General features: G+C 67.9%; 11 protein-coding genes. 2 read left to right on the top strand and 9 right to left on the bottom strand.

Annotated elements, in window-relative coordinates; translation table 11 throughout:
- Positions 1–3: 3 nt before the first annotated feature.
- Both VH571_RS14340 and VH571_RS14335 read right to left on the bottom strand, forming a co-directional pair.
- Positions 4–1,395 (bottom strand): extracellular solute-binding protein, encoded by a 1,392-nt coding sequence (locus tag VH571_RS14340; RefSeq protein ID WP_423265123.1) that lies wholly within the window; start codon positions 1,393–1,395, stop codon positions 4–6.
- Positions 1,396–1,655: 260 nt separating this feature from the next.
- A complete protein-coding gene (locus VH571_RS14335; protein WP_423265104.1) occupies positions 1,656–2,975 on the bottom strand; it encodes an ROK family transcriptional regulator in 1,320 nt (439 codons plus the stop codon).
- A gap of 74 nt (positions 2,976–3,049) precedes the next feature.
- Between VH571_RS14335 and VH571_RS14330 the strand changes: the two genes are divergently transcribed.
- Positions 3,050–3,529 carry a GNAT family N-acetyltransferase gene (locus tag VH571_RS14330; RefSeq protein ID WP_055965141.1) on the top strand — a complete coding sequence of 160 codons (480 nt, stop codon included), beginning with the start codon at positions 3,050–3,052 and terminating at the stop codon, positions 3,527–3,529.
- Between the two features lie 30 nt (positions 3,530–3,559).
- Positions 3,560–3,904, top strand: coding sequence for an MGMT family protein (locus tag VH571_RS14325; RefSeq protein WP_055965136.1), 345 nt, complete (start codon positions 3,560–3,562; stop codon positions 3,902–3,904).
- A gap of 80 nt (positions 3,905–3,984) precedes the next feature.
- Here the strand turns inward: VH571_RS14325 and VH571_RS14320 are convergent, their stop codons facing one another.
- The 7 genes from VH571_RS14320 to sucC form a co-directional block, all read right to left on the bottom strand.
- Complete coding sequence (locus VH571_RS14320; protein WP_055965133.1) at positions 3,985–5,805, bottom strand: ABC transporter ATP-binding protein; 1,821 nt, start codon at positions 5,803–5,805, stop codon at positions 3,985–3,987.
- Positions 5,802–7,667 (bottom strand): ABC transporter ATP-binding protein, encoded by a 1,866-nt coding sequence (locus tag VH571_RS14315; RefSeq protein WP_423265103.1) that lies wholly within the window; start codon positions 7,665–7,667, stop codon positions 5,802–5,804. Before VH571_RS14315 ends, VH571_RS14320 begins: the two co-directional genes overlap by 4 nt.
- 517 nt (positions 7,668–8,184) lie before the next feature.
- Positions 8,185–9,831 carry a bifunctional phosphoribosylaminoimidazolecarboxamide formyltransferase/IMP cyclohydrolase gene (purH, locus tag VH571_RS14310; protein WP_423265102.1) on the bottom strand — a complete coding sequence of 549 codons (1,647 nt, stop codon included), beginning with the start codon at positions 9,829–9,831 and terminating at the stop codon, positions 8,185–8,187.
- Positions 9,828–10,421 (bottom strand): phosphoribosylglycinamide formyltransferase, encoded by a 594-nt coding sequence (gene purN / locus VH571_RS14305; RefSeq protein WP_055965123.1) that lies wholly within the window; start codon positions 10,419–10,421, stop codon positions 9,828–9,830. Before purN ends, purH begins: the two co-directional genes overlap by 4 nt.
- A gap of 154 nt (positions 10,422–10,575) precedes the next feature.
- Positions 10,576–12,084, bottom strand: coding sequence for a DUF6350 family protein (locus VH571_RS14300; protein WP_423265101.1), 1,509 nt, complete (start codon positions 12,082–12,084; stop codon positions 10,576–10,578).
- Positions 12,085–12,268: 184 nt separating this feature from the next.
- Positions 12,269–13,156: a succinate--CoA ligase subunit alpha gene (sucD, locus tag VH571_RS14295; RefSeq protein WP_123939524.1), complete on the bottom strand. Its 888-nt coding sequence runs from the start codon at positions 13,154–13,156 to the stop codon at positions 12,269–12,271.
- 12 nt (positions 13,157–13,168) lie between these two features.
- Positions 13,169–14,347 carry an ADP-forming succinate--CoA ligase subunit beta gene (gene sucC, locus VH571_RS14290; protein ID WP_423265100.1) on the bottom strand — a complete coding sequence of 393 codons (1,179 nt, stop codon included), beginning with the start codon at positions 14,345–14,347 and terminating at the stop codon, positions 13,169–13,171.
- Positions 14,348–14,368 lie beyond the last annotated feature (21 nt).

The raw sequence follows: 14,368 nt of genomic DNA, 5'->3' as shown, positions 1-14,368 counted from the left end.
GCCCTACTTCGAGACCGTCTTGTCGGCGCCGACGATGCCGGTGAGGGCGGTGTCGTAGGCCTTCGCGGCTTCCTCGGGCGTCTGCTGGCCCGTCATGACCGCTTCCATCGCCACGGTGATCTGGTTCGAGATCTGGCTGTAGTCGGTGGTCGCGGGTCGGAAGTGCGTGTCTTTCACGAGCGACGAGAAGAACTTAAAGCTCGGGTTCGAGTCGGCGTAGTCGGGGTCGGTCGCGACGTCGCTGCGCACCGCGATCTGGCTGGCGGCGATGTCGTACGACATCGAGCCGTCTTTATCGAGTGCGTCGGCGATGAAGTCGAACGCCTTGTCGGGGTTCTTGCTGGTCGCGCCGACCGCGAGGGTCCAGCCGCCCGACATGCTGTTCACGCCGGGAGCCTCGCCGTTCTGGGTCGGCATTCCGACCTGGCCCATGACCTTGCTCCACTCGGGCCACGGGTTCGTGCCCGTCGAGAGCCAGGTGCCACTGAGCCACGAGCCGTCGAGGTCGATGGCGAGCTTGCCCTTGGGCAGCCACTCGCCGCCGACGACGGTCGAGATGTTGGTGTCGAGGGCCTGCTCGGGTGTCGGGCCCACTCCGCCCTGGTAGACGTCTTTGATGAAGCCGAGCGAGTCGGTGAAGTTCGACGACCCGGTGATCCACTTCCTCGACGCGTCGTCGTAGAGGGTGCCGTTCGGGGTGCCGTACAGGAGCATCTCGAAGCCCTGCATGGTCGAGCCCTCGCCCTGCGGCTTGCCCGAGTAGACGTTGAGCGGCACGACGTCGGGCAGCTTCGACTTGATCGTCTTGGCCGCACTCAGCACGTCGTCCCAGGTCTTGGGCGCCCACGGCACGGTCAGACCGGCCTTCTTGAAGAGGTCTTTGTTGTACCAGAGGGCCCTGGTGTCGGTGCCCATCGGGATCCCGTAGGTTTTACCGTCAGTGCCGACGCCCGCCTCTTTGGCGTTGTCGAAGAACTTGCTCCAGTCGGCCCACTTCGCCGTGTATTTGTCGAGGGGCAGCAGGTAGCCGGCCTCGGCGTCCGCCTTCACCTTGAACGTGTCTTCGTAGATGACGTCGGGGGCCGTCGAGGGCGCGCGCTCCATCAGGGCGAGCTTCGTGTAGTAGTCGTCGTTCTGGGCCGCGATCGGCTCGAGCTGCACCGTCATGCCGGGGTTGTCCTTCTCGAACGTCTTCTTCACCTCTTTGAGGTGGGCGTCGAGCTGCGTGAACGTGCCGAACTTCTGGTACGCGATCTTGATCGTGTTCGAATCGCCACCGCCGCCGGCGCTGCACCCGGTCGCGACCAAGGCTGTGGTCATGACGGTGGCCGCGATGGCGAGGATGCGGGCGGCTCGCCGCCCCCTGCGAGAAGTGGTGGTGCCGGTGCTGCTCATCATGGTGCTCCCTTGCTCCATAAGACGCCGTCTCGGCAACTCCGCCGATCCGCTCGGCATTACTCAATCGTCTTTACTAACCTCTGTCAAGACTCATTTTCGTAACGCTCCGATTGGGATCCTGCGTTCGCTCGTGCCGTCGCCGCTCCTGCAAATTCGAAGGAGAAACCGGCGCCGGGCGACGAGAAATCAAGGATCCGACGGGGTCACCCACGCGGATCTCCTTCGAATTCGACGTCGTACCGCGAGCCGCGAGCGGGTCAGACCGAGATGAGCATCCCCGACGGCCGCGGCGAGAACGCATGGTCGAGCACCAGGCACGCAGCACCGACAGCGGCGACGTCTTCACCGATCGCCGAGCCGACGAACCCGAGCCCGCGCCGCGGGATGAGCGCGGCCGACTGCTCCACCGCCTCGGGAAGCACCTCGAGCACGACATCGCCGATCTCGTCCCAGAACGGGCCTCCGAAGACGAGCTCGTCGAGGTCCAGCAGGTTGACCAGCACGACGATCGCCCGGGCGAGGTGCAGCCCGGCCCCGTGGAGGATGCGCCGAGCGGAGTCACGCTGATCGGAGGACGGCGTCGCCTGGGCATCGGCCGGGCCGGATCCTTCGATTTCAGTCGCGTCGACGGGAGCACCGCCCGCGATGGCCGCGAGTCGGTGGAAGGCCCCGCTGACCGACTCCATGTCGGCGCCGTCGTCGAGCGCGGGAAGCAGTCCCGCGTCGACCGCCTGGCACACCAGCGCGCGAGGCGTGATGAGGTCGCCCACGCAGCCGGCCCGCCCGCACACGCAGATCGCCCCCGCGGGATCGACCGTGATGTGCCCCGCGTCGCCGGCATTCGAGCTCGAGCCCCGGACGACGTCGCGCCCGACGACCAGCCCGGTGCCGAATCCGGTGCCGTAGTAGACGAACGCGAAATTGGCGCGCTCGGAGGCCGTCGAGAACCAGAGCTCGGCGACCGCGGCGGCCGTGACGTCTTTCTCGAGCAGCACCGGCAACCCCGTCGCCTCGCTGAGTGCTGCCCGGAGCGGCACATGACGCCAGAGCGGCAGCATCGGCGGGTCGAGGACGATGCCCTGCTCGGCGTCGATGGGGCCGGGCGAGGCGATTCCGACACCGATCACGAGCCGAGGATCCACGCCCGAGTCGCCGATCAACCGGTCGATCGAGCGCGCCATCAGGTCGATCAGCTGAACGGGCTCCGACGCGGAGGGCGTGCGGGTGCGGGAGTGCGACACGACGGCCCCGCGCAGATCGAGGACGACGTAGGTGATGACGGCCGGGTCGATATGGACGCCGACCGCGTAGCTGCCGCGAGCTTCGAGCTGCAGGATGGTGCGCGGCTTGCCCGGGCCGTTGACGATCTTGCCCGTCTCGCGCACGAGGCCCGCCTCGAGCAGGCGCCTCGACACGTTCCCGATCGTCTGGGCGCTGAGCCCCGTCTGCACGGCCAGCTCGACCCGGCTCAGCCCCTCGGATGCGCGCCGGATCGCGTCGAGCACGACGGCCTGGTTGTAGCCGCCGATCGCCGGAAGGTTCGTGCCGGTTCGCATGGCGTCGAGAGTAGCGGTCATCCGGCTGACAGGCGTTCTCCACAAGGGCCGAAGGGATCCTGTTGCACCCCGGAGCCGCACGCTAGCCTGGGCACATGAGTGACCTCCGCCTCGAAGAGCTGTCGGCCAAGACCATCGTCGCGGCCAATACCCTGACCCTCAAGCCGGGCCAAGAGCAGTACGTGGCGCCCGTGTCGCACTCCATCGCCGAGGCCTACGTCAACCCGACGTCGGCGTGGCCACGAGTCGTGCTCGACGGCGACGAGGTGGTCGGCTTCATCATGGGGCAGTTCGACCCCGACAACGATCACGAAGAGCTCCGCAGCTGCATCTGGCGCATCAACGTGTCGGCCGACGCGCAGGGCCAGGGGGTGGGCCGCTTCGCCGTGCACTCGCTGGCCACCGAGGCGCGCAACCGGGGCTTCGAGCGACTCACCGTCATCTACGAGCCCGGCGACGACGGCCCCGAGAGCTTCTTCACGCACGTCGGCTTCGAAGTGATCGGCGAGACCCCCTACGGCGAGCACCTGGCCGCGCTGACCATCGCCCCGTCGCCCCACGACGACGAGGCCTGAGCCCCGACGACGCCTGAGCCGCAGCGTTCCATGCGCTCTTCCGAGCCCGGCGCCGACCTCGCGAGTCCGGCAGACGCCGACGACTGGGTCTCCCGCGTTGTCGCCGTCGTCGAGTCCATTCCCGCCGGGTGCGCGCTCAGCTACGGCGGGGTCGCGGCCCTGCTCGGCTCCCGCTCCTCCCGCGGCGTCGGCAAGGTGATGGCGCAGGCCGGCCACGATCTGCCGTGGTGGCGGGTGATCCGCGCGTCGGGTCATCCGCCCGAAGGCCACGAGCAGCGCGCCCTCGAGATGTACCGCGTCGAGGGCACGCCGCTCCGGTGGAGCCGCACGGGCACCTGGCGCGTCGATCTCGACGCTGCCGAGTGGCGCCCCTGAGCCATGAGCGCTCGTGGCACCATGTTTCGGGCCCAGCACCGCCGACAGACGGTGCCCTGCCCGAAACGTGGTGTCGGCGCTCAGACCAGCGACTCCCGCCACGCCGCGTGCAACTGCGCGAACCGGCCCGTCCCGGCGATGAGGTCATCGGGCGTGCCGTCTTCGACGATGCGTCCGTACTCCATCACGAGCACCCGGTCGGCGATCGCGACCGTCGAGAGCCGGTGCGCGATGATCAGCGCTGTCCGGTCGCTCAGCAGCGTCTGCAGCGCCTCTTGCACGAGCCGCTCCGACGGGATGTCGAGCGACGCCGTCGCCTCGTCCAGAATCAGCACCGCCGGGTCGGCGATGAACGCCCGCGCGAACGAGAGCAGCTGACGCTGACCCGCTGAGACACGACCGCCGCGCTTGTTCACGTCGGTGTCGTAGCCGTCCGGCAGCGCCATGATGAACTCGTGCGCGCCGACCGCCCGCGCCGACCGCTCGATCTCCTCGCGCGTCGCGTCGGGCTTGCCGAGCGCGATGTTGTCGGCGACGGATCCCGAGAAGAGATACGCCTCCTGGGTGACCATGACGATCGCCCGGCGCAGGTCTTTCGGGTGCAGGTTGCGCAGGTCGACGCCGTCGAGTCGAATGCTGCCGCGCGACGGGTCGTAGAAGCGCGCGATCAGCTTCGCGAGCGTCGACTTGCCGGCACCGGTCGATCCGACGAGGGCGATGGTCTGGCCGGCCGGCACGTGCAGGTCGAACTCGGGGAGCACGACCGCGTCGCTGTTGTACGCGAACTCGACGTCGTCGAAGTCGACGGCGCCCTTCGCGTCGTAGAGGTCGGTCGGGCGCACCGGATCGGGGACACTCGGCTCCTCCTCGAGCACGCCCGAGATCTTCTCGAGCGCGGCCGACGCCGACTGGTAGCCGTTGTAGAACATCGCCAGCTCTTCGGCCGGATCGAAGAAGCGTTTCGCGTAGAGGGCGACAGCCAGCAGCGCGCCGATCTCGAGCGAACCGTCGATGACACGGAACCCGCCGAACAGCACGACCGCGGCGAGGGTCGCGTTGCCGATCATCACGAGGCCGGGGTCGAACGTTCCGAACAGGCGGAAGACCTTCGCGTTGGCCTGCCGGTAGCTCTCGACGTACTCGCCGTAGGTGTCTTCGTTGCGCTTCTCCTTGCGGAACGCCTGCACGGCACGAATGCCCGTCATCGTCTCGACGAAGTGCACGATCACGCGCGCACTGGTCGTGCGGGTGGCACGGAACAGTCGCTGCGACCGGACCTGGAACCACCGGGTGAGGGCGAACAGCGGAATCAGCGCCACCCCGAGGATCAACCCCGACGGAGCATCGAGACTGACGAGCGCGATGGCCGTGAAGACCATGTACAGCAGACCCTGCACCAGCTGGTTGATACCCGAGTCGAACAGTTCGCGGATCGAATCGAGGTCGCTCGTCTGGCGCGAGATGATCCGGCCCGACGTGTAGCTCTCGTGGAACTCCAGGCTGAGTCGCTGCGTGTGCAAGAAGAGTCGCTTGCGCAGGTCGAACAGCACGCTCTGGCTGATCCGGGCGAAGAGCACCGTGTACTGCGCCATCATGACGGCGCCGATGATGCCGGTCACGAGATACAGGCCGACCACGACGAAGGTCGGAGCCCAGTTCTGATCGTCGAGCAGCGCCGGCAGCGCGTTGTCGATGCCGTACGCGATGAGGGTGGGCCCGGCGACCTGGGCAGCGGTCGAGAGCACCACGATGATCGCGGTGACGAGGATCCTGCGCTTCAAAGGGGACAACAAGGATCCGAGGAGACGCCGCGAACGCAACTGCAGTCGCCTGCTCTCGTCGCGCGTGAAGTCGTTGCGCTCTTCGCCCTTGACACCCTGGGTGCTTGCAGTGGTGCTCACGCCAGCACGTCCTCTCGGGTGGTCCGATCGTCGTCGAGCGACGAGATCACATAGCGGTAGTGGTCGTTGGTGGCGATTAGGTCGGAGTGCCGGCCGACCGCGGTGACGCGTCCGTTTTCGAGGAGCGCCACGCGATCCGCGAGGTTCACGGTCGACGGACGGTGCGCCACGATCAGCGACGTCGTCTCGGAGAGGACCCGCCGGAGCCCCGCCTCGACGCGGGCCTCGGTGTCGACGTCGAGCGCCGACAACGGGTCGTCGAGCACCAGCACCGACGGCCGCGCCGCGATGGCCCGGGCCAGGGCGAGCCGCTGGCGCTGGCCTCCTGAGAGGCTGAGCCCCTCTTCGCCGACAGTCGTGTCGACACCCTCCGGTAGATCGTGCACGAACCCGGCCTGAGCGATGTCGAGGGCCTCGCGCATCACGCGATCGGCCTCGTCGCCCGACAGGTCGGGTCGTCCGAGCAGCACGTTGTCGCGCACCGTGGTGCTGAACAGGGTCGCGTCTTCGAAGGCCATGCCGATGTGGCGGCGGAGCTCTTCGCGCGTCAGATCGCGCACGTCGACACCGTCGAGCAACACCTCCCCGTCGGTGACGTCGTACAGGCGCGGCACGAGAGCCAGGAGCGTGGTCTTGCCGGATCCTGTGAGCCCGACCAGGGCCATCGTCTCACCCGGCTGGAGCTCGAGATCGACGCCGTCGACGAGGTCGGCGAACTGCGCCGGGCTGTCTTGGTAGCGGAAATGCGTCGCCCGGAACTCGAGGTGACCGCGGGGGTTCGTGATGGTCTTGGGCTCGACCGGATCGGTCACCGTATTGACGCTGTCGAGCACCTCGAAGAAGCGGTCGACCGCTGTGCGGGTGTCGAAGGTCATCGACAGGAGGAACCCGATCGATTCGACCGGGAAGCGCAGCACGGTCGCCGTAGCGAAGAACGCGAAGAGCTCGCCGACAGTCAACTGCCCCTCGGAGGCCAGCCAGATGCCCGCCAGCAGACACAGCGCGAACGCCACGTCGGGCACGAGCAGCAGCCACAGCCACAGTTGTGCGATCGCCTTCGACTTCTCGATCTCGGTGCCGCGCAGCTCTTCGGCACGCTTCGCGAAGTCGCGCAGCGAATGCTTGCCGCGACCGAACGCCTTGAGCACCCGGATGCCGTGCACCGATTCTTCGACGCTCGTCGCGAGGTCGCCGACCTGGTCTTGGCTCCGTCGCGCGATGACCGAGTAGCGGTTCTCGAACCGCAGGCCGACGACCCAGATCGGAATCGACGCGACCACGAAGATCAGGCCGAGCAGCCAGCTGTAGAAGAACAGCACCACGAAGCCGACGACGATCGTCAAGAAGTTGACGATCAGCAGAACGATTCCGAACGCGAGCCACCGGCGGATGAGGCTGAGATCGCTGACCGAACGGCTGAGCAGCTGGCCGCTCTGCCATCGGTCGTGGAAGGCCACGGGCAGGTCTTGCAGCTTCTTGTAGAGGCCGTTGCGCATGCTCGTCTCGACGTGCGTGCTGGGCGTGAGCACCAGCCAGCGCCGGCCCATGATCATGACCGCCTCGACGACGCCGAGCCCGAGGACGATCCAGAACGCCGGCCACACCTGCCGCGAATCACCGCTCGACAGCGGCCCGTCGACGAGCTGCTGGAGCACGAACGGGATCAGCAGGGCGACGACGGAGGCCAAGAGCGCGGCCACCATGCCGAGGACGATGCGGGGGAAAGCAGGCTTGACGAAGGGATAGAGGCGCTTGAGCGTGTCGAACGTCGAGAGACGGTCGGCCGTGTCGGTGCTCGTGGTGTTGCCGGTGCTCGTGTTCGTGTTCGTGTTCGTCTTCGTGGGAGGGGGATGCTGAGACATGAAGGATCCAAGTCGTGGGGCAGGGTCGACGCGGCGATCCTGAAAGTTGCGATGTGATGGGCGTGACCGTGAAGGAGGTCACGTGAACGGCGCCACGCGGGCGCGGATGGTGCTGCGGAGGCGATCGCTGGTCAGGCGGCCGAGGCAGAGTGTCGGCGAGCGCGCGGGGAAGAGGCGGCGCTGATAGCCACCGTCCGGAACGAGGTGTGGGCTGTCTTCGTCATTGTGTCCTCCCGAGGCATTCGCTTCTGCATATAGTCACGTGGCTTCATGCCGCCACTTTGAAGGTGACTGCAAGCAGCCTTACAGGATAAACCGACGCCGACGTAAACCGCAATGAAAAGTTCGGTTCTCGCGCTGCCCCCGAATTCGAAGGAGAAACGCCCGACCGACCCCGCCCGATCGGCATGAAGTCGTCGGCGCGCTCGTGTTTCTCCTTCGAATTCGGGCCCGACCCCGCGCTCCGGCAAGAGAGCCCGAAACCGGCGGAGAGGACTCGCCCCGAAGACGCCCTCACCTAGTGGAAGAAGTGACGCTCTCCGGTGAAGTACATCGAGACACCGGCGGCCTGCGCGGCGGCGATGACCTCGTTGTCGCGGATCGACCCGCCCGGCTGCACCACGGCGCGAACGCCCGCGGCGAGAAGCACCTCGAGCCCGTCGGCGAACGGGAAGAACGCGTCGGAGGCAGCTACGGAGCCGAGAGCCCGGTCGCCGGCACGCTGTACGGCCAGGTGGCAGGAGTCGACCCGGTTGACCTGCCCCATGCCGACGCCGACCGAGGCACCGCCCGAAGCCAGCAGGATCGCGTTCGATTTGACCGACCGCGATGCAATCCAGGCGAACTCCAGGTCGGCGCGCGTGGCCTCGTCGACCTCCTCGCCCGCCACTAAGCTCCAGCCCGACGACGAGAAGCCCGTGAAGCGGTCGCTGTCTTGCACGAGCACGCCGCCCGAGATCTGCTTGTACTCGCGGTCGGCGAGGGCGAACCCGTCGGGAAGCTGCAGCAGGCGGATGTTCTTCTTCGCCGTCAGAATCGCGAGCGCCTCCGGCTCGAAGCCCGGTGCGATGACGACCTCGGTGAAGATGTCTTTGACCGTCTCGGCCATGGCGACGGTGACGGTGCGGTTCGCCGCGATCACTCCCCCGAAGGCCGACAGGGGGTCGCAGGCGTGCGCTCGGGCGTGCGCGTCGGCGATGGGGTCTGCCTCATCGAGACCTCCGACGGCGATCCCGCACGGGTTGGCGTGCTTGATGATGGCGACGGCCGGACGGTCGAAGTCGTATGCCGCCCGCACCGCCGCGTCGGCGTCGACGAAGTTGTTGTACGACATCTCTTTGCCGTGCAGCTGGGTCGCCTGCGCGATGCCGGTTCCGTCCGTCTCGGCGTACAGCGCGGCTGCCTGGTGCGAGTTCTCGCCGTAGCGGAGGGTGTGCTCCAGTTCGGCCGAGACGGCGAAGGCCTGATCGAACGGGGCCGAGGATCCTGCCGTCGCCGCTGGGGCATCCGTGCCGGCATCGTGCTCGGCCCGCACCCCGACACTCGCCGCGAAGTACGCCGCGACCGCGGTGTCGTAGGAGGCGGTGTGGGCGAAGGCCTCGCCCGCGAGACGCTGCCGCTGGGCGAGAGTCGTGCCGCCGAGGGTGAGTGCCTTCGTGATCTGGGGGTACGACGCCGGTGAGACGGCGATCGCCACGTTGGCGTGGTTCTTGGCCGCCGCCCGGACGAGCGCCGGGCCGCCGATGTCGATGTTCTCGATCACGGTCGGGGCATCGGCGCCCGAGGCCACCGTCTCGACGAATGGGTAGAGGTTGACCACGACGAGCTGGAACGGCTTGATGTCGAGGTCGCGGAGCTGGTCTTCGTGCGTCTCGAGTCGCAGGTCGGCGAGCACGCCGGCGTGGATGGCGGGGTGCAGCGTCTTGACGCGGCCATCGAGCGACTCGGGGAAGTCGGTCACCGCACTCACGTCGGTGACCGCGAACCCGGCGTCGCGGATCGTCTGCGCGGTCGAACCCGTCGACACGATCTCGACGCCCGCCTTCGCGAGGGCCGTCGCGAGTTCGACCAGTCCGGTCTTGTCGCTCACGGAGATCAGCGCGCGCGCGATCTCGATGGCGTCGCGGTCGCGGTAGAGGCTGGGGTCGATTGCGTGGCCGCTCATGCGGGAGTCTTCTCCGTCAGGTCGATTGTTCCGTTGGCGATGTCGAGGATGCTCTGCACGAGCAACCGGCGCTCGACGACCTTGATGCGGTCGTGGAGCGTGTCTTCGGTGTCGCCGGGGTGCACGGGAATGCGCTCCTGCGACAGGATGGGGCCCGAGTCGACGCCGTTGTCGACGACGATGACGCTCGCCCCGGTCTGGCTCACTCCGGCCGCTATCGCATCACGGACCCCGTGCGCGCCGGGAAACTCGGGCAGGTAGGCAGGGTGCGTGTTGATCAGCCTCGGGCTGAACGCCTCGACGACTCGGGGCGGTACGAGCCGCATAAAACCGCTGAGCACCACGAGGTCGGGCTGCCACTGCCGAATCTGGTCGAGCAGCTCGTCGCCCCAGGCCTCACGGTCGGGAAAACTCGTGAACGGCACCGAGAACGTGGCAATGCCGAATGCCTCGGCGTGGTCGAAACCGTCGGCCGCACGATCGGCCCCGACTGCGACGACCCGGGCCGGATATTCGACGTCGCTCGCGGCTTCGAGGAGGGCCCGGAGATTGGAGCCCCCGCCGGAGATGAGCACGACGAGCCTTAGCACCCGGCAAGCCTAGCGTGCGGCTCACGGCAGCCCGGGCGGTTCTCCACAGGGCTATCCGGCCCGGGAAAGCTGCTCGGAAGCGGGCCCACCAGTCGGCCCGAAATGCGGACAACGCACCAATGCCCTTCATGGTGTCGAGTCTGCATCGTGGGCGTCAGCGGGTGAACCCGTCGAGGCGCTCGGTCGGAACGTCGTCGGGCGAGCGCGTGTCGGACGACCGCGTGTCAGACGGGCGGCCGTCGGACGAGCGCTTGTCGCGCGGCAGCACCGTGTCGAGGCTCGGCAGCCCGTCGGCTGTCTCGGGCGCGCCGGGCCCGCCGGCGTCACGGTCACCGGCACCACGCGAGCGATCAGGATCCGACACAGCTGACTCCGACTTCGGCTTGTCGCGAGCAGCGGACGCACGCTCCGGCAGCCTCTCGCCCACCACCTGCGCGAGGTCGCCGATCGCCTCGGCCCCCGACTTCACCACGAGGGCGAGAACGGCCGGGATGCCGACCTCCAGTGCAGCGAATAGCCCCACGACCCAGGCGTCGGGCCCCACAGACGCAAGCCGACCCGGACCGGCGGAGCCGGCCGAGACGCCGGCCACCCCGCCGATGATCAGACCCGCGACGACGCCCGTCGAGACGCCGACGACGGCGCGGAAGAGAAGGGAGTCGCGGGCCCCCAGAGCGCGCTCGATGCGGCCGCGCATCAACGTGACGACTACGAACGAGGCGACCACGGGAACGACGAGGCCGACGAACGCGAAAGCCGGGGTCGACGTCGGCAGGGCGCCGAGGAAGGGCACGGCCGGCATCGGGCCGAGGGTGGTGCCGAGCGGCGAGACCGAGGATCCTTCGCCGAGTGCGAAGCCCGGGCCGATCAGCCACGACGCGACCCAGGCGACGGCGTTGGGCACCAGGGCAATCTGGCCGATCGTGAGAGCGAGTCCGCCGAGCACCCCGGCGTGTGCGCCCTCGTACAGCGAGATGATCGACGCGTAGTTCGTCAGCAGGAGGAGTGCGAGGATCGCCCCGGCGACCGCGAAGACGATGACCGCGACGGCGGCGCCCGCGCGAAGCGACACCAGGCCGATCGATCGACCGAGTGACGGGATGGCTTCTACCCCGCGCAGAAGGAGGGCCGTGAGCGGGTCGGGTGTCGCGTCGCGGCGACGCCGGTTGACCTCGGCCGACGCGAGCAGGGGAACGGCGAAGACGAGCGTGGGCAGGACGATGCCCTGCGCGAGGGAGACTGTCGCCCCGGGACGGCTGGCCGTGGCTGTCACGATGGCCGAGGCGAGGGCGAACGCGAGGACGGCGACGCCGGAGCCGATCGCGCGATGGCTCGTCTCGGCGATTCGCCGGCCCGCACGCGCACCGAGCAGCACGGTGGTGAGCGCAAAACCCAGAGCCGCTATCGAGATGGCGATCGGAGCACCCGCGCCGCTGATGCCGGTCGCCGCCGCAGCCGATTTTGAGAGCGTCAGGGTGAGATCGGCCCCGTGGCCCACCAGCCAGACGTCTACGCCGGCCTGCCAGAAGACGACCCAGTCGATCTGCAGCCCGTACTGGAAGGCCCAGAGGAAGGTGAGCGACACCACGGGGATGCCCACGCCGATGCCCACGACGAGCAGAGACTCGAGCGCGGCGAAGACGGCGGTGAGAGGGCGATTCATACGGCCATGACTGTACCGGGGGCCACCGACGCCGAAGGGCCGCCCCGCCGAAAGCGGAGCGGCCCTTCAGCAAGCAAGCCGCAGCCCGTGACACCGCAATTCAGCGCCGACACCGCCGATGGGCGGTCGTGCCACCGAAATGCAGTGTCAGCACCGAAATGCAGTGCCAGGCCCGAAAGCGGCGTCAGAGCGAGCTGTAAACCTCGCGCAACAAGGCAGCAGTCTCGCTGGGCGTCTTACCGACCTTGACGCCGGCGGCCTCGAGGGCCTCCTTCTTGGCCTGCGCCGTGCCGGCCGACCCGGAGACGATTGCACCGGCGTGGCCCATGGTCTTTCCCTCGGGAGCGGTGAATCCGGCCACGTAGCCGACAACCGGCTTCGTGACGTTCGCCTTGATGTAGTCAGCAGCGCGCTCTTCGGCGTCGCCACCGATCTCGCCGATCATCACGATCGCCTTCGTCTCGGGGTCGGCCTCGAACGCGGCGAGCGCGTCGATGTGCGTCGTGCCGATAACAGGGTCGCCGCCGATGCCGATCGCAGTCGAGAAGCCGAGATCGCGGAGCTCGAACATCATCTGGTACGTGAGCGTGCCCGACTTCGACACGAGGCCGATCGGACCCTTGCCGGTGATGTTGTTGGGGGTGATACCGACGAGCGACTCGCCGGGCGTGATGATGCCGGGGCAGTTCGGGCCGATGATGCGGGTCGCGCCACCCTTCGACTTGGCGAGCGCCCAGAACTCGGCGGCGTCTTGCGCCGGGATGCCCTCGGTGATGACGACGACGAGCGGGATGCCCGCTTCGATGGCCTCGACGACGGCGTCTTTGGCGAACGCCGGCGGAACGAAGACGATCGACACGTCGGCGCCGGTCGTCTCGATGGCCTCGGTGACGGTGCCGAACACGGGCAGCGTGACGTCGCCGTGCGAGACGGTGGTGCCGGCCTTGCGGGCGTTGACGCCGCCCACGACCTGCGTGCCCGCCTTCAGCATGAGAGCGGTGTGCTTGGTGCCCTCGCCGCCGGTGATGCCCTGGACGATGACCTTGGAGTCTTTGGTGAGGAAGATCGACATTGTTCTGATCCTTTACTTCTCGTCGGCAGCGGCGAAGGCCAGCTCGGCGGCTTTGTCGGCGGCTTCGTCCATGGTCGCAACGACGGTGACGAGGGGGTGAGCGGCTTCGGCCAAGATCTTTCGGCCCTCGTCGACGTTGTTGCCGTCGAGACGCACGACCAGGGGCTTCGTCGCGGCGTCGCCCAGGATGCCGAGCGCGGCGACGATTCCGTTGGCGACGGCGTCGCACGCCGTGATGCCGCCGAAGACGTTGACGAAGACGCTCTTGACCTGCTCGTCGCCCAAAATGACGTCGAGGCCGTTCGCCATGACCTCGGCGCTCGCTCCGCCGCCGATGTCGAGGAAGTTGGCCGGCTTGACCCCGCCATGCTTCTCTCCGGCGTAGGCGACGACGTCGAGGGTCGACATGACGAGACCCGCGCCGTTGCCGATGATCCCGACCTGGCCGTCGAGTTTGACGTAGTTGAGACCCGCAGCCTTGGCCTTGGCCTCGAGCGGGTCGGCGGCCTCCGCGTCTTCGAGGGACGCGTGGCCGGGGTGACGGAAGTCGGCGTTCTCGTCGATCGAGACCTTGCCGTCGAGTGCCACGATGTCGCCCTGCTCGGTGAGCACGAGCGGGTTGACCTCAACGAGAGAGGCGTCTTCGCCCTTGTAGACGTCGTAGAGCTTCACGAGCACAGGCGCGACCTTCTCGATCAGGTCGTCAGGGAATCCGCCCGCCTTGGCGATCTCGGTGGCCTTCGCGAGGTCGATGCCCGTCAGCGGGTCGACCTCGACTCGGGCGAGAGCTTCAGGACGCTCGACGGCGAGCTCTTCGATCTCCATGCCGCCCTCGACGCTGCAGAGCGAGAGGTACGAGCGGTTGGCCCGGTCGAGGAGCACGGAGAAGTAGAACTCCTGCTTGATCTGGGCCCCGCCCGCGACCATGACGCGCTTGACCGTATGGCCCTTGATGTCGAGCCCCAGAATCGCTTCCGCCGCGGCCTCAGCATCGGCGGCTGTCTTCGCGACCTTGACGCCGCCGGCCTTGCCTCGGCCGCCTACCTTGACCTGGGCCTTCACCACGGTCACGCCGCCGATCTTCTCCGCCGCAGCCCGCACCTCGGCGGGAGTATCGGCGATGATGCCGGGGAGGACTGGTACGCCGTAGGCCTCGAAGAGGTCTCTGGCCTGATACTCGAAAAGATCCACGCTGTTCTTCCAATCCGCATC

Source organism: Frondihabitans sp. 4ASC-45, from assembly GCF_049472575.1.
In the GTDB taxonomy this organism is placed as follows: domain Bacteria; phylum Actinomycetota; class Actinomycetes; order Actinomycetales; family Microbacteriaceae; genus Frondihabitans.
The sequence above is the reverse complement of the archived record's forward strand: the minus strand, read 5'-3'. Positions and strand labels throughout refer to the sequence as shown.